This is a genomic window from Nonomuraea diastatica (genome assembly GCF_004349015.1).
Classification (GTDB): domain Bacteria; phylum Actinomycetota; class Actinomycetes; order Streptosporangiales; family Streptosporangiaceae; genus Nonomuraea; species Nonomuraea diastatica.
Window position 1 is genome coordinate 20,857 of sequence record NZ_SMKP01000003.1, and the last position, 21,411, is coordinate 42,267.

Genomic DNA, 21,411 nt, shown 5'->3' on the forward strand with positions numbered 1-21,411 from the left:
CGGCCCGCCGGGACTGCCAGAGGATGGCCACCGGTTCGTCAGCCGGTGTAGCCGAAGATCTGCCGCCACCGCTTCGCGTCCTCCTCGACGTGCTCCAGCGCGGTCTCGGCGTCGATCCGGTAGAGCCAGCCGGAGTCGGCGGCGGGGAAGGTCGTGTCGCCGACCTTCGGAGTGCCGACATCCGCGCGCACCGGATAGTCGCCCTGCTGTACGGCGATCTTCTGGGCGTCCTTGGACAGCAGCCAGGAGGCGAAGACCTTGGCGGCGTTCGGCGACGGCGCCTGCGCGCCCACGCCCACGTAGAACGGGTATCCGGCCGCGCCCTCCTCCGGGACGGCGATCGTCAGCGGCGCCCCGTCGGCGATGGCCCCGACCCCCGTCGCCACCGGCATCGTCGCCACGGACACCTCGCCGCGCGTCAGCGCGTCGGTCTGCCCCGCGGACGAGTCGAAGATCCGCGGCTTGTTGGCGGCGAACTTCTTCAGGTAGTCGTCGCCGACCTTGTCGAACTGGAACCGGGTGAGCGCGGCGGTGCTGCCGCCTGCTCCGACCTGGACGATCCCGAGCTTGCCCCGCCACTTCGGGTCCAGCAGGTCCGCCCAGTTCTTCGGCTCCTGGCCCTTGGGGACGACGGCGTTGTTGAACGCGAACGAGTAGACCCGGTCGAAGCTGGAGAAGTAGAGCCCGTCGTCCTCGATCGCGTCGCCCGCTGCGGTCTTCACCGCACCCTGCAGCGGGGCCTTCTGGAACGATCCCGCTTTGGCGAGGGCGACGATGATGTCCTCCCCCGAGATGCGGATCACGTCGGCGCCGAGTTTCTTGGCGCCGACCTCCGAGAGCACGCGCTCGGAAAGTTTGTTCGGGGCCAGCCGGATGGTCTCGACCTCGATCCCGGTCGCCTCCGTGAAGGCGTCGGTGACGGCTTTCTCCGAGTGCTCGCTGCCGCCGGTGTAGAAGACCAGGGAACCTTCCTCCTTGGCGGCCGAGAACAGCTGCTCGTCGGCGATCAGCTCGCCGCCGACCTCCAGCTTCGCGGCCTCGCTGGCACCGCCGCCGGACCCGCCGCATCCGGCCAGCGCCAGGACCGCGGCGACGGCTGTCGCGAGGGATTTCCGATCCGTACGGCCAGCTTTCATGACGTCTCCCTACGAAGTTGAGCTATCTCTGCTCGCTGGCGCCGAAGCGCCTGGACAAGATGGAGAGGGCGAGGATCACCAGGCAGTAGAGCAGGCTCGTGGCGGCCGCCCGCTGCAGGATCCCGTTGTCGAAGTCGTCGAAGATCACGATCGACAACAACCGGGTGTCCGAGGTGAAGAGGAACAACGGCACCGTCAGCTCGCGCATCGACAACATCAGCAGCAGCAGGAAGGTCGAGGTGAGACCGACCCGCAGCAGCGGCGCCGTGATGGTGGCGATCGCCCGGGTGCGGGAGGCGCCGTGCATCACGGCCGAGTCCTCCAGGTCGCGGTCGACCTGGCCGATCGACGAGGCGACGCCGCGGAAGCCCTGCGGCATCTGCGCCGCGACGAACGCGATCACCATGACGGCGAGCGTCCCGTACACCGGGATCGGCATGATCAGCCAGGTCCACAGCAGGCCCAGGCCGAGCACGATCGCCGGGATCGCCAGCGGCAACATGGACACGTACTCCAGCGGCTGGCGGCCCGGCAGCTTGGTGCGCTGCACGACGTACGCCACCGCGAACGCCAGCAGGGTGCCGAGCAGCGCCGCCGCGACCGACACCACGACGCTGTTGACCGTGGCCCGCTGGGCGATGCTGGAGTCCAGCACGTCCGCGAAGGCCTCGGCGGTGAACGCGTCCGGCTTGCCGAACGCCCCGAGCACCGTGCCGATGTACGGCGAGTCGTGCAGGGCGACGAACGCCAGCGAGAGCACCGGGAGCACGGTGGACAGAAGGAAATAGCCGAGACCGGCCAGGAGCGCGGGCAGCCGCCAGCCGCCGAGGTCGATCCTGCGCGGTTTCATGCCCTTGCCGGAGACGGTGGTGAAGGTGCGCCTGGCCAGCATCCGCCGTTGCAGCGCGGTGACCACGAGCACGACCGCCACCAGGGCGATCGCCACCGCGGCCGCCTCGTTGCCGCGCGACGGCGTCGAGTTCATCAGCCGGTAGATGTACGTGGGCAACGTCTCCACGCCGGCGGCCCCGCCGATGATCTGCGACACCGGGAAGTTCTCGATGGTGAGCACCAAGATCAGCACGGCCGCGCCGAGGAACGCCGGGGTGACCAGCGGCAGGGTGACCCGGCGCAGCACCTGGGCGAACGGCGCGCCGTGCACGTTGGCGGCCTCCTCCAGGTCCGGGTTCATCAGGCTCAGCGCACCGTGGATGAGCAGGAACGCGTACGGCGCGTAGTAGAGCGCGAGCACCACGATCAGGCCGGCGATGTTGTTGATGTCGACGAACCCGGGCAACCCCAGATCGCGCAGCGTGATGTTGGCCAGCCCGGCGTTCTCGCTGCCCAGGACCGACCACGCCAGCGCGCCCACGTAGGACGGCAGCAACATCGGCAGCAGCCCCACCAGGTAGAGGAACCCGCGCCAGTACACGTTGGTGCGGGCGGTGACGAAGGCCAGGAAACCGCCGATGAGCAGGGCCAGCGCGGAGGCGCCGACGCCCACGGCGAGCGAGTTGAGCGCCGCCTTCACGGAGCCGGCGCTCGTCACGTTGACGAAGTTGTCGAGGGTCAGCCCGCTCAGGTCGAAGTTGCCGGGCCGTGGAGTGTCCGACGCGAACGCCGACAACACGACCAGGGCCACGGGCGCGAGGATCAGCAGGGCGAGCAGCGCGAGCAGCACCGCCGGGAGCGTGATCTCCCGCAGCAGGCGGCGGGCGCGTCCCCGCAACGCCGGCGGCCGGTTCCGTACGGGCTTCTCAGCGGTCTGTGACGTCATCACGCGGCCACTTCCGCGGGGAGCACCCGCATCGCGCGGGCCGGCAACGACACGGTGACCGCGTCGTTCATGCCGAACAGCGGCCCGGCGGACTTCATCTGGACGGCGTCCAGCTCCAGACCGTCACCGACCCGGACGCGGTAGGCGACGGTGGAGCCCTGGAACGCGAAGCTGACGATCGTCCCCGGCAGCGCGTTGACGTCCCCGGTCCCGCCCGCGGCGAGCAGAACGTCCTCGGCCCGGACGCAGAGCCGCAGGGTCTCGGCCGCCTCGTACGGCTCGACGCTCAGCTTCTGCCCGGTGGCCGTCAGCTGGACGCAGGTGGTGTCCTCCGGGGTGACGGGGATGACGTTGTCGACCCCGAGGAACTCCGCGATGGAGGCGCTCTTCGGGTTGGCGTAGATCTCGTGCGGCTCGCCGATCTGCACGATCCTCCCCGCCTGCATAAGGGCGATCCGGTCGGCCAGGGCCAGCGCCTCGTCCTGGTCGTGCGTGACGTACAGCGAGGTCAGTTTGAGCCGCAGTTGCAGCTCGCGCAGCTCCATCCGGAGCCGGTGGCGCAGCCGGGCGTCCAGGTTGGACAGCGGCTCGTCGAGCAGCAGCACCGACGGCTGCATGGCGAGGCTGCGGGCCAGGGCGACCCGCTGCATCTGGCCGCCCGACAGCAGGCTGGCCCCGCGCTCGGCGAGGTGGTCGAGGCCGACGAGTTCGAGCGTCTCGTGGACGGCCTCGTTGATCTCCGCCTTCTTCCTGCCCTTCATCTTGAGCGGGAAGGCCACGTTCTCGAAGACGGTCATGTGCGGCCAGATGGCGTACGACTGGAACACCATGCCGACGTTGCGCTTGTTCGGCGCGCGGTTGATGCCCCTGCCGCTGTCGAAGACCGTCTGGTCGCCGATGGTGATGACGGCCGACGCCGGCGTCTCCAGCCCCGCGATGCAGCGCATGGTGCTGGTCTTACCGCAGCCCGACTGGCCGAGGAGGACCAGGGACTCCCCCTCGTTCACCGCCAAATCCAGGTCGGACACCGCGACCGCGTCGCCGTACTTCAGGGTGAGCCCGTGGACGTCGACCTTCACGGGGAGTCCCTTTCGTCGGCCGCGCGGAAGCCGTGCAGGTCGTAGGAGAGCCCGCCCGCGAGGTACTGCTCGCGTGCCTTGGCCTCCTTCGCCTCGCGGGCCCGGCCGGCCGCCACCACGTCGTCGATCCGCTCGGCGGCGACGACGGCCACACCGTCCCCGTCCATGAGCACGGCGTCTCCGGGGCGGATCAGTGTGCCGCCGACGACGGCGGGCCGGTCGATCGCGCCGCGGTGCGCCTTGGCCGCGCCGCGCACCCGGATCCACCGGGCCCAGATCGGCAGGCCCAGCTCGCGCAGCGTGTCCGCGTCGCGCACCGAGGCGTTGATCAGCAGGCCCGCCGCCCCCTGGGCCTTGAACTGGGTGGCGAGCAGGTCGCCGACCACCGCCACGGGCACCGGGTTGTCCAGCGTGAGCACGACGACGTCGCCGGGATGGGTGCGGGCGGCGGCCTCGTGCACGGCGCGGTTGTCGGCCGGGCCGCACACCGCGATCCGCGCGGGGCCCGCGACGGCGGTGCCGGGGATCAGCTGGATGAAGTCCTCGTCGACCAGGCCCTGGCGGCCGGACGCCTCGTACACGGTCGCCACGCCGAGGCGGGCCAGCTCGTCGAACTTCCGCTCGCTCACAGCGCCCCCACCACGTTCGGGACGATCCGCTGGAACGCCTCGGCGTGCCGGATCGCCTTGTCGCCGGTGACCTTGCGGGCGTGGTTGGCCCGGTGCCCGGCGCGTTCGGTGTAGTACTGCTTCAGGTACGCCTGCGCGCTCATCGCGTCCATGGCCTTGGCCTTCGCCTCGAACACCTCGGTGATGTCGACGAACACCGTGGGGACGAACCCGCACAGGTCCGGCTGGTGGGGCTCGAACACCAGGAACTCCGACGGCGGCGCGGTGCGGAACCCGGCCTCGACGACCGCGCCGGAGGTGAGCAGCCGGGCCTGCGAGACCACCTGGTAGGCCACGGGGTGGTCGGGGTTGAACGGGTCCTTCTCCGGGTGGGTGAGGACGACGTGGGGGGCGTAGTCGCGCATCAGCTCGGCGAGCCTGTCGATGGCGTCGCCGCCCGCGCGCAGCGGGTAGTCGCCCAGGTCGAAACACTCGTAGCTCGCGCCCACCGCCTGCGCCGCCCCGGTGGCCTCGGCATGCCGGACGCGCTTGACGTTCTCGACGGTCTGGCCGGGCTCCTTCCACAACTCGCCGGACTCGCCGCGTTCCCCGTACGAGAGCGTCACCACCCGGGCTTCGCCGCCGGCCAGGGTGTGCTTGGCGATGGCGCCCGCGGCGCGCCAGACGAAGTCCGCGCTGTGCGCTCCGACGACCAGCATTCTTCGTACGGTCATGTTTCGGGTTGCCCTTTCGTGGTGGAGGGGGACCGGTCAGTCCAGCAGTGAGGCGAGCCAGGTGCGGGAGGCTTCCATGACCCAGGAGGGGGTGCCGAGCTCCGCGAGGTAGCCGGCGGCGTCCTCGACTTCGTGCGCCCGCCGGGCGGCGTGCACCTTGCTGCCCTCGGTCAGCCGGTCGATCAGCTGGTCGACGTCGCCGGAGAGCTCGGCCACGATCTGCGCCCGCAGCCACTCCTGCTCGCCCGCGGCGACGGCGGCGGTCTCGCACTCCAGCATCAGCGCGGCCATGCCCTTCATGAAGACGCTGCGCAGCAGCTTCCTGGCGGCGGCCGCGCCCGCTCCGCCGGGAATGCTCTCCACGGGCACGGCGGCGGGACGCACGAGATCGGCGAACGTGTCGGCGCCGGTGCCGCTGGCCATCAGCGGGGTGCGCGCGCCCTGCCGGGGCACGGGCGCCAGCACCGCGACGTCGGCGAACCGGACGTCCTCGGCCGCGGCCAGCTCCGCCAGCGTCCGCTTCAGCGTGGGAGAACCGGTGTTGAGGTCCGCGTAGATAGCATGTTTCGGACAACTAGGAAGAGCCTGCCGGGCGACCGATTCTGCGGCCCGGGCGCCCACGAGGCTGATGACGAGGTCGGCGCCGGCCACGGCCTTTTCCACGCAGGACACCTGCTCCACGTCGTCGCCGGCCTGCGCGTAGGGGTCGAAGCCCCGCACGCCGAGGCCGGCCGCACGCAGGTCACGTGCGTAGATCCGCCCGGCCTCGCCCAGTCCCAACATCGCGATCTTTGTCACGCCGGCTCCCGACCATCCTGTTGATGAAACAGTAGCCAGAATTGTTGACAATCTGATGGCCAATGTCAACCTTATTTCGGTCGAATGACCGGCAGATTTCCGGACCCGTTGCAAGGTCACGCTGTGCCGCCGCGAGACGGTCAGCGGTCACGGCGAGGTGGGGACCGTGGGCGGGCGTGGCGCCTACCGCGGCAGCGCCCCCGACGGTCGCGGGTTCGTCGCCTTCAGGGCCTCGATCACGCTGGCGAGGTGGCGGCGGACCGCCTGCTCGGCCGCCTGGGCGTCGCCGGCGCAGATCGCCTCGATGATCGCCAGATGCTCCGGCAGGGAGACGGGGGGCGGCCGGGCTGGAGCGCCAGCCGGAACTGGTGGCGCACGCTCTGCGCGCGCAGCCGCTCCAGGACCCGCTCCGCGGTGCCCTGGCCGCTGAGGTCGCGGATCCGCTGGTGCAGCAGCTGGTTGGCCTGGGAGTAGCCGAGCACGTCGCCCATGGCCACGGCCGCCTCCATCCGGGCGCCGATCCCGCGCAGCTCCGCCGCGTCGGCGGCGGTCGCCCGCTCGGCGGCCTTGGCGGCGCACAGGCCCTCGACCACCATCCGCACCTCGGAGATCTCGATCGCCTCCGCCAGGGAGACGGTCCGCACCCGCGCGCCACGGTTCTGCACGCGCTCCACGAGCCCCTCGTTGGCAAGCTGGAGCAGCGCCGCGCGGACGGCGCTGCGGCCGGCGCCGAAGCGCGCGCTCAGGTCGGCCTCCACCAGGCGCTGGTCGGGCACGTATTCGCCCCTGACGATGGCGTCGCGGATCTCGCCGAGCACGGCGTCCGCGTCGCTCTCCCCCCGCCGGGCGGGCACGGGCTCAGCCGGAACCGCGGCACCGGCCCCGGACGCACCCAGGTCAGCCGACAAGTCCAGCTCCCCGTACGTACCGAGATCCGGGTGCCGTCGTTGCCGTTCCCCTTCACCACGCCCGGCAGCCATCGCTCGACGGTGTCCTCCAGCGACAGCCGCTTCTCGCCGGCGAGTTGCAGGACCACGGTGGCGACGAGACTCTTGTTGTTGCTGCCGATCCGGAAATGGCCGCCGACCGGCACCGGACGCCTGGTCCTGAGGTCGGCGACGCCGCTGGTGGCAACCATGTTCTCGCCTCCGGGACCGACGACCCGAGCCTGTACGCCGACGACCCCGGCGGCGCGGACGGCATCGGTGTCGCGCTGCAGATCGGCTCTGTCGTAGCCCTGTTCCCGCGGGGACGCCACGCCGATCGGCAGGGCCAGCACCGCGGCCAGGGCGATGCCCTTGATGGCAGGGAACATTCGATCCTCCAGGTGTCGTCGCCGGTTGTGCGACACCAAGGATCACGGACCCGGCCGGGCCGTCACCTCTGCCGTTCGGCAGATTTCCGGGAGGAATCCGATGTCGTGTCGGCACTTAGTGCGATCACAGGCGAAAGACGGCCGGAAATCCGCGATTGGGGCCTCCTGTGTCGGCGAAACTCGGGTTACATTCACGGTGCTTTGCCCTCTCTTACCCCCCTGAGCAGAACGAAGGGAGAGGCATGGGACCAAGATCCACGATCGTGGCCGTCGCTGCCGCCGTCATCCTGATGCCGGCCGCCGCCACCAACGCCGCCACCAACGCCGCCGCGCCGGCCTCTGGGACGTCCGGCGTCGCCGCCCCGCCGCCCGACGACCAGTTCCAGAAGGTGACGCTGAACGACCATCCGGGCGAGCCGATGGACCTGGCGGTGTTACCGGACTCGCGGGTGCTGCACACCACCAGGAAGGGCGAGGTCTGGCTGCACGACCCCGAGACCGGCCTCAACACCCTGGCCGCGCGGCTCGACGTCTACCAGCACGACGAGGAGGGGCTGCAGAGCATCGCCCTCAGCCCCGGCTTCGGCCAGGGGTCGAAGAAGGACGACTGGGTCTACCTCTACTACTCCCCGCCGCTCGACACCCCCGTCGACGACCCGGCCACCCCGGACATCAACGAGGGCGACGCCCCGCTCACCGGCACGCCGGACGACTTCGCGCCCTTCAAGGGGCTGATCCGGCTGTCCCGCTTCCGCCTCACCGGCGACACGATCGACCTCCGCACCGAGCAGCGTGTCCTCGACGTGCCGGTGGACCGCGGCATCTGCTGCCATGTCGGCGGCGACATCGTGTTCGACGCCCAGGGCAACCTCTACCTGTCGACCGGCGACGACACCAACCCGTTCTCCTCCGACGGCTTCACCCCGATCGACGAGCGGCCCGACCGCAACCCCGCCTTCGACGCCCAGCGCAGCTCCGGCAACACCAACGACCTGCGGGGCAAGATCCTGCGCGTCAAGGTCCGCGCGGACGGCTCCTACACGATCCCGCGCGGCAACCTCTTCAGGCCCGGCACGCCGCGCATCCGGCCGGAGATCTACGCGATGGGCCTGCGCAACCCCTTCAGGATCGAGCTCAACCGGTCCACCGGGGAGCTCTATGTGGGCGACTACTCCCCCGACGAGCAGGAGGCCGACCCCCAGCGCGGCCCGGCGGGCACGGGCAGGTGGACGACGATCCGCAGGGCGGGCAACTACGGCTGGCCGTACTGCGCGACGGCGCGGCTCCCGTACGTCGACTACGATTTCGCGACCGGCGCGTCAGGCGCGGCGTTCGACTGCGCCGCGCCCGTCAACGAGTCGCCGCACAACACCGGCGGGCGCGAGCTCCCGCCGGTCGTGCAGCCGCAGGTGTGGTACTCGTACGGCCCCTCGACGGAGTTCCCGCAGCTGGGCACCGGCGGCATCGGCCCGATGGCGGGCCCAGCCCACGACTACGACCCGCGTGACACGCGCGGGCGCGCGGCGGTGGGCTGGCCGAAGTACTACGACGGCGTCCCGCTGTTCTACGAGTGGACCCGCGACTACGTGAAGGCGTTCCACCGTGACGGGCGCATCGAGGACGTGCTGCCGTCGCTCGTCTTCGACAACCCGATGGACATGGAGTTCGGCCCCGACGGCGCCCTCTACGTGCTGGAGTACGGAGACGGCTACTTCGAGGAGAACGAGGACGCCCAGCTGGCGCGCTACGACTACATCGGCAACACCGGCAACCACACGCCCGTCCCCGCGGCCACGGCGTCGGTGACGGCCGGCCACGCGCCGCTCGCCGTCGCCTTCACCGCCGACGGCACCGCCGACGCCGACGGCGACCGGCTCGGCTACGCGTGGGACTTCGACGCCGACGGGCGGGTCGACTCCCGCCGCCCTGAGGGGTCGTTCACGTACGAGGAGAACGGCCTGTACCAGGCCACGCTCCGGGTCACCGACCGTCACGGCAGGTCGGCGGCGACGTCGGTGCGGATCGTGGTGGGCAACGCCACACCGGTCGTGGAGCTGGTCAGGCCCGTGGACGGTGACCCGTTCGCGTTCGGTGACGTGGTCGAGTTCGAGGTGCGGGTCACCGACGACCAGGAGGTCGACTGCGCCGACGTGACCGTGGACTACATCCTCGGCCACGACGACCACGGCCATCCGCAGACGACGGCCCGCGGCTGCACCGGCTCCATCCAGACCACCGAGCCGAGCGGGCACGACCCGGAGACCGACGAGCTGACCGGCGTCTTCGTCGCCACCTACACCGACCCCGGCGGCGACCTGCCGCCGCTGACGGGCACCGACAGGGTCGTGCTCCAGCCCACGCGATAGGAGATCCCTCATGTGTTACGGCTACGGCCCCAGCAGGCGCTCGCTGCTCGCGGCGGGACTCGGGCTCGGGACGGCGGCCATCGCCGGCGCCGCCTCGCCCGCCGCCGCGGCGACGCCGCACCACCCCCGCAAGCACCGCATCCCGCCGGGCCAGATCAGCATGCAGCTCTGGACGGTGCGCGACGACCTCGCCCAGAACTACGACGCCACCCTCACCTACCTGGCCGAGATCGGCTACCCCAAGGTCGAGCTGGCGCTCGGCTATTTCGGCCGTACGGCCAAGCAGCTCCGTGAGTTCCTCGACGGGATCGGCATCCGCTCCACCTCCAGCCACGACGACATCAGCGCCGACGACGCCGGGCTCGAGACCAAGATCGAGAACGCGCTGACCCTCGGCCAGTCGTTCATGGTGGTGCCCTACCTGAACTCCGACAGCGAGGACCAGTGGAAGGCCTGGGCCGAGCGCATGAATGTGGAGGCGGCCGCGGCGCGCAAGGCCGGGCTGCGCTACGGCTACCACAACCACGCCCACGAGTTCACCATCGACCTCGGGGGCGGCAGAACGCCCTGGGACGTGCTCACCTCCGAGCTCGATCCGCGCCTGGTCCACCTGGAGATCGACCTCTACTGGGCGGTCACCGGCGGCGTCGGGCGCGGCGTGCGCGATCCGGTGCGTTTCACGCTCGACGTGATCCGCCGGGCGCCGCAGCGGGTCCTGCAGTTCCACGTCAAGGACCGGCATCTCGACGGCGACATGGCCGACCTCGGCACCGGGACCATCGACTTCCGGCGGATCTTCGACCGGCACCGGGTGATCGAGTACATCGTGGAGAACGACACCCCCGACGTGACGCCCCGGCGTACGGCGGAGGTCGGATACCGCTACCTGCGGAAGGTGCGGTTCTAGCGACGTCCGGCCCTCACCCTGCAGGGGTGGGGGCCGCTCGGAAACGCGGCGGAAACGGCCGCTGGTGCACAACTGAGGTGCCGGAAACCCGGCACACCGCGGGTCGGTGCTCGCGGTGCGTTCCTTCCGGGAAGGACTTCGAGTTGTGAATCGTACGACAGCGACCGGCATGGCCTTGGGATCCCTGCTGACGAGCTCCTTCGTGCTGGGCGGGCCGACCGCGGCGGCGAGCGTCTGGACCAAGCCCCCCGTCATCGATTGGCGGAAGTGCCCGGAGATCTCGGACGACGAGTTGGGCTCGCGCCTGAGCGAGGAGGAGCTCACCAGGGCCAGGCAACTGATCGGCCGCATGGAGTGCGGAACCCTCAGCGTTCCCCGCTCCTACGACGATCCGCGCGGCGAGCAGATCACCGTCGCCCTGACCAGGCTGAAGGCCACCGACCAGAAACGCCGGCTCGGCACCATGGTGCTCAACCCGGGAGGACCGGGCGGCAGCGGCTATCTGATGCCCGTCGAGCTCGTCGCCAAGGGCGTCGGCCTGGACAGCCGTTACGACCTGATCGGGTTCGACCCGCGGGGCGTGGGCCGGAGCACGAAGGCGGCCTGCGCCGGCGGCGGCCAGGGTGGACGGCCGCAGCCGGGCCCGGTCACAGAGGAGCAGGCCAGAAAGATCTATGACGAGACGGTCGAGAGGAACAAGGCGTGCGCCGAGTCTAACCCCGAGCTCATCGGGCAACTCACGACCGAGAACGTGGCCCATGACGTCAACGGGATCCGCGCCGCGCTGAACGAGCGCAAGATCAGCTTCTTCGGCGTCTCCTGGGGCTCATGGCTCGGCGCCGTCCTGCGCAGTGTCCACCCCGGCAAGGTCGATCGGATGTGGCTCGACAGTGTGGCGCCGCCCTACTCCCGGGCGGACGTCTCCATGGAGTTGCGCGCCAAGGCCACCGACCGTGACTTCCAGCGCATGGCCGCCTGGATCGCCGAACGGGACGACACGTACGGACTCGGCAGGACTCGTCAGCAGGTGGTGTCCGAGGTGGAGAAGATGCGGAAGTCGTACGACGCCGAGCCGCTGACGTTCACCGACATCGACCTCACCGTGGACGGCGCTCTGATCTCCCAGGCCGCGAGCAGCTCCAGCATCTCCTGGCCCGAGATGGCCCAGGTGCTGAGGGAACTGCGGCACGCTGAGGGGACGAGCGCCCCGCCGACGGTCAAGAAGGTGTTCGGCAGCCCGCCGTCCGGCGCGCCCGGCGGCACCGACAGAACGGCGAACCTCGCGTACCACTGCAACGAGGATCTGGGGTCGCGCTCGTTCGAGGCGGCCTGGAACGCCTACCAGAAACGGTTGAAGCGTTACCCGGTGACCGGCCGGACCAGCCCGGTCGCGCCGATGTGCGCGGGATGGCCGCTGCCGGTTCACAAGACGCATCTGAAGCACCACGGGGGCTCGCTGATGTTGTCGGGCCACCGGTACGAAACCCTGTCTCCGTGGGAGGGCGTGCTCGCCATGCGGGCGGCCATCGGCGGCACCCTGGTGACCATGGACGATGACGTGCACGGGTCCGCCATCCGGGTGCCCGGGTGCGCCGCGAAGGTGATCGCCTACTTCGAGACCGGACGGCGCGCGACCTCGTGTCCCTCGGGCCCGGAACCTGCCTGACCCGGGGGGTGCCTCCCGGGTCGCTGGCCTGCACATACATCACAATTGAGGCTAAGATCGAGATATATCCGTCATAACAGCGCATACTGCATTAATGACGTCCCACCGATCCGCACCTCGGCGACGCCTTCCCGGGAGCCCGTTCAACGTCCCCGAAGTCGCCCCACCCCCGCTTGAGAGCTTCGTCCTGCAGGACATGGTGAGCCATGACACCTACGGCCTCGGTTCGGTCATCGGGGTCGAGGAGGGCGTCGCCGTCCTCGTCGACTTCGGCGCCCATACCCGTCGCATCACCGCGCCGTACCCCAAGCTCTTCAAGCTCTGAGGCCCGGCCAGGCGGATCCTGTCAATTGACCTACTTATCGAGTCATAGTCACGTATGACCGTCGACTCGGTATTTTGGTCACTCCGGTAACCCCTCTTGCACGGAGAGACACAACGTGGTCGCTGCCAAGCTCGCCCTCGGTACCGTTCTGACCGCCGCGCTCCTGTCCACGGGCGCCTCGCCCGCGGCCGCGCTGACCGCGGGCGAGCCACCGGTCAGCGCCCGGCTCTCGGGGCTGTCGCTGTTCGAAGGCTCCGTGAAGATCAAGGGGCAGGCGCAGAAGACGGGTTACTATTGCGCGCCGGCGTCCAGCTCGATCGTTCTCCAGGTGTTCGGCATCAAGCGCAGCCAGGATCAGCTCGCCAAGGAGATGAAGACCGACCCGAAGGCGGGCGTCACCAAACGACGCGACACCCTCGACGTGCTCAACAAACACCTCAAGCCGAAGGGCTACATGTTCCGCCTGACCTACGGGAAGGGCAGGCCCGGCGCGCTGATGCTCCGCGTCTCGCAGGCGGTGGGCGTGCTCAAGAGGCCCACGATCCTCGCGGTTCAGGGCAACAAGCTGCCGTGGAGCAAGGCGGACAGGACCTACGGCCACGCGATCGTGGCCTACGGCTACGACAAGGCCAAGGGCACGATCACCGTCTGGGACCCGAACGCCGCCAAGGGCGCGCTCGGGTCCCACGTCATCTCGGCCAAGGCGTTGGCCGCCGTCGTCAACGACCTGCCCGACAGCAAGATGGGCGGGGTCTACACCCTCTCCAAACCCCTCCTTCCCCTGTAGGCAGGCGGGCACGGACCGGGGGCGGCAGGTCAGTTGCCCTTCCGCCCCTGGTTCGGCGTGACGTTGATCTGGCCGCTGTCGGAGACGATGATCTGGATTCGCCCGTCCTTGACGGCCTGCCACATGACCGCGCCCTGCGCGCCGAGCACGTCCTTCAGCGCCTTGATGGCCTCCAGCTCGGTGCGCGCCTTCTCGTTCTTCGCCTTCTGCGCCGTGTTCTCCTCCTGCGCCTGCTGGACGGCGGCCATCGCCTCGCGCACCTTCAGCGGCGGCTGCGGCTGTTGCAGCGTGACCGAGAACTTGTCGAAGAAGGCGGTGCCGCCCTGCTCACGAAGGAACTGCCCCATGTACTCGGCGACCTTCGCCTCCCACTTCTGCTTGGCCTCCGGGTCGCGGTACGTCAGCTCACGCCAGGCGAACTCCTTGCTGGCCGCGTCGAGGGCCCGGTCGAGCGGCTGGCCGATGTAGACGCTGAGCAGTTTGTCCCAGCCCTCGTCGGTGTCGGCTTCGTACTTCAGCCCGATCTGCTCGTGGAACTGCCGCAACGTCTTGCAGTCGCTGGTGAGCGAGAACGTGACGACGCCGGACACCCGCATCTCCAGCGGGTCCTTGGTCCACATCGTCAGTGGCCCGGACTCGGCCCCCGGCTTCGTCTTCTCGCCTTCCGGATCATTGGGGTCGGCGGCGAACTCGAACGTGCGCTGGCCGGCCGGATAGACGTAACCCTGGTCACCCGGGCCGGACACGTCGCGCACGCCCGGGTCGACGCAGTTCTGGAACGTGGTGTCGGAGAAGACGCCCGCGTCGTAGACGATGCCTTTCTGGTCGGGCTCGGGGGTCGTGATCGAGCAGCCGGCGACCAGAAAGGCGGCGATTAACGATGTCGTGACGGTCGTGTGCCTCATACGCGATGACGGTAGTACGCATCACGGCGACGCTGTGTGACACTTCGGCGTCCGTCCACACATCGCGGGTCGCTCAGCCCGGGTCGGCCGGCTTGGCGGTGGCGCCGTCGGCGACCATGAAGCCGTAGTCACCGGGGGCGACGTTGGTGAGGTGCTCGCGGCCGAGGACCAGGATGCTCGGCTCGTACGGCGCAGTGATCACTTCGAGCTCCTCAGAGGTGTACGGGCTGACGACCTTGGCCAGCACCGTGCCCTTGGGGACACGCTCCCCCAGGCGCGCGGCGCCGAAGTCCGACACCACGGTGCCGCCGACGGCCGGCCTGAGCGTGGTCAGCGTGTCCACGATCACCTGGTCCTCCGGCGGCGCCACCGGGTCGCCCGGCAGCATGCCGATGGCGCGCAGGACGTTCAGCGTGCCGTCGACGCCCCGCTTCAGGTAGTGCCCGATGCGCTGGCCGCCGCCGCCGAGCTCGCTGACCATGCAGCGCACGCCCTTCTCCAGCGCCCAGCCGGTGGCCGACCCGCCGTAGGGGTGGCCGCGGTAGAGCACGGACGTGCCGTACGCCCGCGACATCTCGGCGCCTGCGTCGTGGAGGTAGGCGTACTCCACGGTGGCGAAGTTGCCGCCCGAGTGGAAGTCGATGAAGTAGTCGGCGCCCTCCAGGATCCCGGAGAGCACGGCGGCCAGCTGCTCGGTGACGCTGCCGCCCCGGTCGCCGGGGAAGATGCGGTTGAGGTTGACGCCGTCGAGCGGCGTGTTGCGGGTCAGCGCCTGGTGCGCGTACGGGTTGGCCACGGGGACCGCGACGACGGTGCCGCTGAGCTGGGCGGGGTCGATGGCGTCCAGGAGGCGGCGGACCGTCTCCGATCCCATCGGCTCGTCGCCGTGGATGCCGCCGAACATCACCATGCGCGGGCCGTCGGAGGCGCCTCGCAGGGTGTGCACGGTCAGCTCCAGGCGGTGGCCGCCGGCCAGCGTGGTCACCGGGATCTGTTCGACGGTCATGCGGAGGATCCTTCCTTCACTTTCTCTACGGTTTCTTCTGGGGAGGTGGTCAGCGAGGAGAACACGCCGGAGCGGGCCAGCAGCACCGCGACGGTCGCGGCGATGGCCAGGGCGGCGACGATGAGCAGGGTGGAGAGCGCGGCCAGCGTCGGGTCCTGGAATTTCTGCATGTAGACGAACATCCAGACCGGCAGCGTGTTCTGGTCGGGCGAGAGCAGGAAGACCGTCATGTCCACCTCGTCGAAGCTCACCACGAACGCGAACAGCGCGGCCGCGATCAGCGCGGGCCTGATCTGCGGCAGCGTGGCCAGCCGGAAGGCCCGCAGCGGCGCGGCTCCCAGGTCCTTGGCGGCCGCGTCGAGGGTGGCGTCGGCCCGCATCAGCGCCGCCGTCACCACGATGACGACGAACGGCAACACGATCACGGTGTGCGTCACGACGAGGCCGGCCACGCCGCCGAACAGGCCCAGCCGGTGCAGGTAGATGAACCCGGCGAAGCCGAAGGCCACCTTGGGCACGACGGTGGGCGAGAGCACGAACGACTGCAGCGGCCCGCGCCCCGGCATGCGGTGCCGGACCAGCGACACCGCGACGGCCGTGCCGATGACCATTGCGAGAATGGTGGCCGCGATCGCCACCTCCAGGCTCAGCAGGGTCGCCGCGCCCAGTCCTTCCTGCTCGAAGAGGTTGGCGTACCACTTGGCCGACAACCCCGGCGGCGGCCACGTGCCGTACGAGACGGACGAGAACGAGTTGATCACGATGATGAGCAGCGGCAGCAGCACGTAGACGTAGACGATCGCGAGCCACACGCTCCAGCCGCGCGCTCCGGAGGAGGCCGCGCCCGCCGCCGTCACCCCGCCCTGCTCGGCCCGCCCGGTACGCCGCTGCAGCCAGCCGAAGACGCCCAGCGCGACGACGGCCAGCGCCAGCAGCGCGTACGACGAGACCGCCGCGAGCGGCCAGTCGACGTTGTTGACGTTGTCGTAGATCTCGGTGGCCAGCACGTTCACCCGGCCGCCGCCGAGCAGACTGGGCGTGGCGAACGAGCTGATCGACAACGCGAACACCAGTTGTGCCCCGCCGATCAGGCCGGGCGTGGTCAGCGGCAGCGTGACCTTGACGAAGCACCGGAACGCGCCCGCGCCGAGGTCGCCTGCCGCCTCTCCGAACGCCGGGTCGAGCTGCCCGAGCGACTGGGTGATCGGGAAGACCATGAACGGCAGCAGGATGTGCACCAGCGCGATCACCACGGACGAGCGCTCGTAGAGCAGCTCCACCGGACCGAGCCCGGCCGGTTCGAGCAGGCTGTTGAGCACCCCGCTGTCGCCCAGGATCAGCTCCCAGCCGTAGGTGCGGGACACGACACTGGTCAGCAGCGGGGCGAAGATGATGAACAACCCCACGTAACGCCACCGCGACTGCCGCACCCGGTGCAGGGCGTAGGCCGTGGGATAGCCGACCACCGCGGCGGCGACCGTGGTGATCAGGCCGAGCACCACGGTCTCCCTGACGATCTGCCAGTGGTAGCCGCCCGTCAGGAACGTCTGCCAGGTGACTGTCGTGTGCGCGATGTCGGTGCCGTCGGGCAGGTACTGGTGGAAGCTGTATTCGAGCAGGGTGAGCATGGCCCCTGCGAACACACCGGCCAGCAGGACGACGCTGGGCGCCGCCAGCAGGTAGGCCGTGCGATGTCTGCGCATGTGACCGGGCCCCTCAGATGCGCGAGGCGACGTCGGTTTCCCAGCGTTTCTGCCACTCGGCGTTGTTGCGCCCCACGATGCCGTAGTCGATCTGCTGGAACCCGTCGCTGGTCGCCTTGCTGAAGGCGGGCAGGCCGGCCAGGCTCTCGGGCAGCTCGGCCTTGGTGTTGGCGGGCACCTCGACGCTGGTCTCCGCCCAGCGGGCGCACCACTTGGGAGAGAGCATCTCGTTGATGATGTCGTGGATGGCTTCGAGCTGGCTCTGCGACTGGCCAGCGACGGCCTGGAGGTTGACCGGCAGCGGGATCGCGCCCTCCTTGGGCACGACGTACGTCAGCGGGGCGCCGGTGTTGATCCACTGTTGTCCGGTGCCGGCGAAGTAGGCGGTCAGCGGCGCGGTGCCGTTGCTGAGCACGTTGAGATATTGCGGGTTCGACTCGACCAGCAGCCGGATCTGCTTGGCCTCGCGTTTCCACAACTCCCAGCCGGGCTCCATGTTGTCCAGGCCGCCGCCGTTCAGCTTGGCGGCCATGTAGACGGCGTACCAGGGGAAGGAGAAGAACGCGACCTTCCCCTGATGGGCGTGGTTCCACAGCTCGGCCCACGAGCCGGGTGCCTGCGTGATCTCCTGCTTGTTGTAGAGCAGGCCGAGCTGGTCGATCCCGATCCCGATCCCGATGCCGTCGTCGTAGCGGAACCGCTCGTCGATGTCGGCGGCGTTGCTCATCGCCGCGTAGTCGAGCTTGGTGAACATCTTGTCGTCGGCGCCCTGGACGGAGGTCTGGGCGTTGAAGAAGCCGAAGTTGACGAGCGGCCGGTCGGGGGCGGCCTTCTTCTGGGCCAGCATCTTGGTGTAGCCGACGGAGTTCGACTGCTCGTAGATCTTGAGCTCGACGTTCTTGTGGGAGGCCATGTACTCCTCGGCGAACTCCTTGGGCATCTTGCCGAGGTCGCCGCCGAGGAAAGCGAACATGGTCAGGGTGAGCTTGCCGCCCTTCGACGCGGACGGCGCGGCGGATTGGGGGGACACGCTGCCGCAGGCCGTGGCGAGCGCCAGGCTCGCCGTTCCGGCCGCGGTACCGGCCGCAATATCAAGGAACCGGCGTCGCGAGATATCCGTCATTTCGATCTAACTCCCTCAGTGGTCGAGGACGACACCGGCGTCCACGTCCCAGCCGGTCTCGACCTCGTCGCCGACCGTCAGGGTGGATCCGGCTTCTTCGCGCCGTTCGGAGATCACCAGGACCCCGGAGGCCAGACGTACGTGGTAACGCGTGCTCGCCCCCTGGAAGATCACGTCCTCCAGGCGGCCGTGATAGCGGTTGGCGCAGGTCAGGCCCGTGCCGACGGCGACGTGCTCGGGCCGCACGGACACCGCGCGGCCGGGCCGGCCCACCTTGACGCCAATGCCCTCCGACTCCAGCAGGCCGCCGTCGTACGCGCCTACGAACAGGTTCGTGTCGCCGAGGAAGGTGGCGGTGAACGTGGTGGCCGGCGACCGGTAGAGCTCGGCCGGCGGACCGATCTGCTCGATGCGGCCCTCGTTCATCACCGCCATCCGGTCCGACATCGTCAGCGCCTCCACCTGGTCATGGGTGACGTAGACGAACGTGGTGCCCGAGTCGTGCTGGATCCTTTTGAGCGCCTGCTGCATCTGCACCCGCAGCCGCAGGTCGAGCGCGCCCAGCGGCTCGTCGAGCAGCAGCACGGCCGGCTCGTTGGCCAGCGCGCGGGCGATGGCCACCCGCTGCTGCTGGCCGCCCGACAGCTGGGCGGGGTACCGCTTGCCGTACCCGGTCAGGTCCACCAGGTCCAGCATCGAGCCGACGATCTCGGCCACCTGCCTGGCCGGCCTGCGCCGCAGCCTCGGCCCGAACGCGATGTTGTCGGCCACGGTCAGGTGCGGGAACAGGGCCAGGCGCTGGAAGACCATGTTCGTGGGGCGCCGGTGCGCGGGACGGCCCCGCATCGGCTCGCCCCGGATCAGCACCTCGCCCGAGGTGGGCTCCTCCAGCCCCGCCAGGATGCGCAGCGTCGTGCTCTTGCCGCAGCCCGAGGGCCCCAGCATGGAGAAGAACTCCCCTTTGGCCACGGTGAAGTCGACCTGCTCCACGCCTCTGGCGCCGTTGTCGTAGACCTTGCGGATGCCGCGGAGCTCGGCATCGGGCCCACTGCTGGACGCGGCACCGGTCATGTCGTACTCCTCCTCATTTCCGCGAACGCCTCCTCGGCCGCCTTCAGCAGGGCCGCGACGTCGGCATCGGTGTGCGCGGTGGACAGCGCCGCGTGCAGCAGCGGCTTGGCCGGGAGCAGGATGCGGTGCTCGCGCGCGACGCGGTGCAGGATCGCGTAGCGGGCCGGGTCGCTGACCATGGCCGTGCGGTAGCCGGTGACCGGCTCCGACAGGAAGTACGGCTGGAAATGGCCGCCCGCGCCCGCGATCATGGCCGGGATGCCGTACGTGCGGGACAACTCGGCGAAGCCGTCGCGCACCAGGCCGCCGAGCCGGTCGAGGCGGGCCTGGGCCGAGCCGTCGGCCAGCAGCGGCAGGGTCGCCGCGGCCGCGGCCACCGCCGAGCCGTGCCCGTTGTAGGTGCCGACCCAGCCGACCGGACCGCCGCGCGACGGGTCGGTGGCGGCCAGCAGCTCCACGCGGCCCTCGACCGCCGCCAGCGGGTAACCGTTGGAGATGGCCTTGCCGTACGTGGTCAGGTCGGGGGTGATGCCGTACACCTGCCGGGCTCCCCCGGGCGCCAGGCGGAAGCCGGTGAGCAGCTCGTCGAAGATGAGCACGATGCCCAGCTCGGTGGTGAGGTCGCGGAGCAAGCGCAGATATTCGCCGGTCGCCGGGATGTAGCCGATGTCGATGAGCACGGGTTCCACGACCACGGAGGCCAGGTCGGAGGCGTGCTCGCGCAGCAGCCGCTCGGTGGCGGCAGCGTCGTTGAACGGCAGCACCACGGTGTCCTGCGCCGACCGCGACAGGCCGGCGGAGCTGGGGGGCGCGGCCGGCCGATCGGCGGGCCCGACCTGGTCGGGGGCGGGCCAGGTCGACACCCAGAGCGGGTCGAACCAGCCGTGGTAGGCGCCCTCGGCCTTGGCCACCCGCTCCCTGCCGGTGTGGTGGCGGGCGATCGTGAGCGCGTGCATCAGCGCCTCGGTGCCGGTGTTGGCGAACCTGACGCGGCCGAAATCCGGGATCATCCCGGCGAGCAGCTCCACCGCGGTCACCGCGGCCTCGGTCTCCACCCCGGTGGTCAGCCCGCGGCTCACCGCGTCGGCGACGGCCTCGTCCACGTCGGGGCAGGCGTGGCCGAGCATCACCGAGGCGTTGCCCATGGTGCAGTCGAGGTAACGGTCGCCCTCGACGTCCCACAGGTACGCGCCTTCGGCACGGTGGAAATAGACGGGATGCGGCGCCTGGAAACGGGTGTTGGAATGCACCCCGCCGGGGACGTGCCGGCTCGCGCGCTCGTAGAGGGACTGCGACGTGCTCAATTGTTTCTCCTGATCTCCAGGGAGAGCCGTTTGACCTCGGCCAGCAGCGCGGGCACGCAGGCGTTGGCGTTCTCACGCGTGAAGCGCGCCGCGGGCCCGGCGATCGAGATGCCGCCCACCGCGTGCCCCGACCGGTCGAGAATCGCGGCGGCGCGACAGCGCAGGCCGACCGCGTAGCTCTCCTCATCGACGGCGAATCCCTCCAGGCGGGCGGTGGCGAGTTCGGCCTGCGTCTCGCGCAGCGCCTGCTCGGCCTGGTCGCCGACGGCGGTGCGGAGGACCTCCAGCCGCCGCTGCGCGGGCAACATCGCCAGCACGGCCTTGCCCATGGCCGAGGTGTGCGGGTTGAGTACGTCGCCGACGCGCGCCACGGCCCGCAGTGAGTGCGCGGGCTCCTTCCGCGCCACCAGCACGATCTCGTCGCCCACCAACAGCCCCGCGCTCGCGCTCTCGCCGGTCCGCTCGGCCAGGGCCTCCACGGACGCCTTCAGCCGGTCGGCGGCGTGCATCTGGTCGAGCGTCCGCACGGACAGGTGCAGCAACCTCGGCCCCGCGGCGTAGCCGGACCTGTCCAGCTGCACCAGGAATCCGCGCTCGACGAGCAGCGCGACCAGCCTTGACGCGGTCGAGGGCGGCACGCCCGCCGCCGCGGCGATCTCGCCCAGTTGCAGGGGGGCGCGTTCGTGGGTGACCGCGACGTCCAGGACGTCGAGCAACCGGGCAAGGTAGCTGGTGCGGGACTCGCTTCCACTCAGTGGAACTGTCTTTGCGTTCATTGGGAGGCCAACTTAGGAACGTCCC

Annotated in this window: 19 protein-coding genes and 1 pseudogene; 5 read left to right on the forward strand and 15 right to left on the reverse strand. The window is 70.0% G+C overall.

What is annotated here, in order from left to right; all coding sequences use genetic code 11:
- Positions 1 to 38: 38 nt before the first annotated feature.
- From E1294_RS01325 to E1294_RS01360, 8 genes and pseudogenes are all read right to left on the reverse strand, one after another.
- Positions 39 to 1,136, reverse strand: a complete 1,098-nt coding sequence (locus E1294_RS01325) for an ABC transporter substrate-binding protein (RefSeq protein WP_132503767.1) — start codon at positions 1,134 to 1,136, stop codon at positions 39 to 41.
- Between the two features lie 22 nt (positions 1,137 to 1,158).
- Positions 1,159 to 2,913, reverse strand: coding sequence for an ABC transporter permease (locus E1294_RS01330; protein WP_132503768.1), 1,755 nt, complete (start codon positions 2,911 to 2,913; stop codon positions 1,159 to 1,161).
- On the reverse strand, positions 2,913 to 3,992 hold the full coding sequence (locus E1294_RS01335; protein ID WP_132503769.1) for an ABC transporter ATP-binding protein: 1,080 nt from the start codon (positions 3,990 to 3,992) through the stop codon (positions 2,913 to 2,915). The genes E1294_RS01330 and E1294_RS01335 overlap by 1 nt, the downstream gene beginning before the upstream one ends.
- Complete coding sequence (locus E1294_RS01340) at positions 3,989 to 4,621, reverse strand: RraA family protein (RefSeq protein ID WP_132503770.1); 633 nt, start codon at positions 4,619 to 4,621, stop codon at positions 3,989 to 3,991. Before E1294_RS01340 ends, E1294_RS01335 begins: the two co-directional genes overlap by 4 nt.
- A complete protein-coding gene (locus tag E1294_RS01345) occupies positions 4,618 to 5,319 on the reverse strand; it encodes a PIG-L deacetylase family protein (protein ID WP_181958441.1) in 702 nt (233 codons plus the stop codon). Before E1294_RS01345 ends, E1294_RS01340 begins: the two co-directional genes overlap by 4 nt.
- 51 nt (positions 5,320 to 5,370) lie before the next feature.
- A complete protein-coding gene (locus E1294_RS01350) occupies positions 5,371 to 6,132 on the reverse strand; it encodes an NAD(P)-dependent oxidoreductase (protein WP_220447492.1) in 762 nt (253 codons plus the stop codon).
- A gap of 183 nt (positions 6,133 to 6,315) precedes the next feature.
- Positions 6,316 to 6,986: pseudogene (locus tag E1294_RS01355) on the reverse strand (GntR family transcriptional regulator).
- On the reverse strand, positions 6,875 to 7,447 hold the full coding sequence (locus E1294_RS01360) for a serine hydrolase (RefSeq protein WP_220447493.1): 573 nt from the start codon (positions 7,445 to 7,447) through the stop codon (positions 6,875 to 6,877). Before E1294_RS01360 ends, E1294_RS01355 begins: the two are co-directional and overlap by 112 nt.
- Before the next feature lie 242 nt (positions 7,448 to 7,689).
- On the opposite strand from E1294_RS01360, the gene E1294_RS01365 reads away from it, so the two are divergent.
- The 5 genes from E1294_RS01365 (at position 7,690) to E1294_RS01385 (ending at position 13,498) form a co-directional block, all read left to right on the forward strand.
- Complete coding sequence (locus E1294_RS01365) at positions 7,690 to 9,813, forward strand: PQQ-dependent sugar dehydrogenase (protein WP_220447494.1); 2,124 nt, start codon at positions 7,690 to 7,692, stop codon at positions 9,811 to 9,813.
- A 10-nt stretch (positions 9,814 to 9,823) separates the two neighbouring features.
- A complete protein-coding gene (locus E1294_RS01370; protein WP_132503772.1) occupies positions 9,824 to 10,720 on the forward strand; it encodes a sugar phosphate isomerase/epimerase family protein in 897 nt (298 codons plus the stop codon).
- A 169-nt stretch (positions 10,721 to 10,889) separates the two neighbouring features.
- A complete protein-coding gene (locus E1294_RS01375; protein ID WP_132503773.1) occupies positions 10,890 to 12,386 on the forward strand; it encodes an alpha/beta fold hydrolase in 1,497 nt (498 codons plus the stop codon).
- A gap of 94 nt (positions 12,387 to 12,480) precedes the next feature.
- Positions 12,481 to 12,711, forward strand: coding sequence for a hypothetical protein (locus E1294_RS01380; RefSeq protein WP_132503774.1), 231 nt, complete (start codon positions 12,481 to 12,483; stop codon positions 12,709 to 12,711).
- 115 nt (positions 12,712 to 12,826) lie between these two features.
- The gene (locus E1294_RS01385) at positions 12,827 to 13,498 is read left to right on the forward strand and encodes a C39 family peptidase (protein WP_132503775.1); all 672 of its coding nucleotides are present in this window, start codon (positions 12,827 to 12,829) and stop codon (positions 13,496 to 13,498) included.
- Positions 13,499 to 13,527: 29 nt separating this feature from the next.
- On the opposite strand, the gene E1294_RS01390 is transcribed toward E1294_RS01385, so the two are convergent.
- The 7 genes from E1294_RS01390 to E1294_RS01420 form a co-directional block, all read right to left on the reverse strand.
- Complete coding sequence (locus tag E1294_RS01390; protein WP_132503776.1) at positions 13,528 to 14,403, reverse strand: SPFH domain-containing protein; 876 nt, start codon at positions 14,401 to 14,403, stop codon at positions 13,528 to 13,530.
- Between the two features lie 73 nt (positions 14,404 to 14,476).
- The gene (locus E1294_RS01395) at positions 14,477 to 15,409 is read right to left on the reverse strand and encodes a succinylglutamate desuccinylase/aspartoacylase family protein (RefSeq protein WP_132503777.1); all 933 of its coding nucleotides are present in this window, start codon (positions 15,407 to 15,409) and stop codon (positions 14,477 to 14,479) included.
- Positions 15,406 to 17,112: an ABC transporter permease subunit gene (locus E1294_RS01400; RefSeq protein WP_132503778.1), complete on the reverse strand. Its 1,707-nt coding sequence runs from the start codon at positions 17,110 to 17,112 to the stop codon at positions 15,406 to 15,408. The genes E1294_RS01395 and E1294_RS01400 overlap by 4 nt, the downstream gene beginning before the upstream one ends.
- Before the next feature lie 13 nt (positions 17,113 to 17,125).
- Positions 17,126 to 18,235, reverse strand: coding sequence for an ABC transporter substrate-binding protein (locus E1294_RS01405; protein ID WP_132503779.1), 1,110 nt, complete (start codon positions 18,233 to 18,235; stop codon positions 17,126 to 17,128).
- Between the two features lie 15 nt (positions 18,236 to 18,250).
- Complete coding sequence (locus tag E1294_RS01410; RefSeq protein WP_132503780.1) at positions 18,251 to 19,306, reverse strand: ABC transporter ATP-binding protein; 1,056 nt, start codon at positions 19,304 to 19,306, stop codon at positions 18,251 to 18,253.
- Positions 19,303 to 20,610, reverse strand: coding sequence for an aspartate aminotransferase family protein (locus E1294_RS01415; RefSeq protein WP_165977023.1), 1,308 nt, complete (start codon positions 20,608 to 20,610; stop codon positions 19,303 to 19,305). Before E1294_RS01415 ends, E1294_RS01410 begins: the two co-directional genes overlap by 4 nt.
- Entirely contained in the window at positions 20,607 to 21,326 is a 720-nt protein-coding gene (locus tag E1294_RS01420; RefSeq protein WP_165977024.1) for an IclR family transcriptional regulator, read from the reverse strand. The genes E1294_RS01415 and E1294_RS01420 overlap by 4 nt, the downstream gene beginning before the upstream one ends.
- Positions 21,327 to 21,411 lie beyond the last annotated feature (85 nt).

Coding starts and splice junctions, on each gene's coding strand:
- E1294_RS01325 (WP_132503767.1), bottom strand. CDS start 1,136: ATGAAAGCTGGCCGTACGGATCGGAAATCCCTCGCGACAGCCGTCGCC.
- E1294_RS01330 (WP_132503768.1), bottom strand. CDS start 2,913: ATGACGTCACAGACCGCTGAGAAGCCCGTACGGAACCGGCCGCCGGCG.
- E1294_RS01345 (WP_181958441.1), bottom strand. CDS start 5,319: ATGCTGGTCGTCGGAGCGCACAGCGCGGACTTCGTCTGGCGCGCCGCG.
- E1294_RS01360 (WP_220447493.1), bottom strand. CDS start 7,447: ATGTTCCCTGCCATCAAGGGCATCGCCCTGGCCGCGGTGCTGGCCCTG.
- E1294_RS01365 (WP_220447494.1), top strand. CDS start 7,690: ATGGGACCAAGATCCACGATCGTGGCCGTCGCTGCCGCCGTCATCCTG.
- E1294_RS01370 (WP_132503772.1), top strand. CDS start 9,824: ATGTGTTACGGCTACGGCCCCAGCAGGCGCTCGCTGCTCGCGGCGGGA.
- E1294_RS01375 (WP_132503773.1), top strand. CDS start 10,890: ATGGCCTTGGGATCCCTGCTGACGAGCTCCTTCGTGCTGGGCGGGCCG.
- E1294_RS01380 (WP_132503774.1), top strand. CDS start 12,481: ATGACGTCCCACCGATCCGCACCTCGGCGACGCCTTCCCGGGAGCCCG.
- E1294_RS01390 (WP_132503776.1), bottom strand. CDS start 14,403: ATGAGGCACACGACCGTCACGACATCGTTAATCGCCGCCTTTCTGGTC.
- E1294_RS01395 (WP_132503777.1), bottom strand. CDS start 15,409: ATGACCGTCGAACAGATCCCGGTGACCACGCTGGCCGGCGGCCACCGC.
- E1294_RS01400 (WP_132503778.1), bottom strand. CDS start 17,112: ATGCGCAGACATCGCACGGCCTACCTGCTGGCGGCGCCCAGCGTCGTC.
- E1294_RS01405 (WP_132503779.1), bottom strand. CDS start 18,235: ATGACGGATATCTCGCGACGCCGGTTCCTTGATATTGCGGCCGGTACC.
- E1294_RS01410 (WP_132503780.1), bottom strand. CDS start 19,306: ATGACCGGTGCCGCGTCCAGCAGTGGGCCCGATGCCGAGCTCCGCGGC.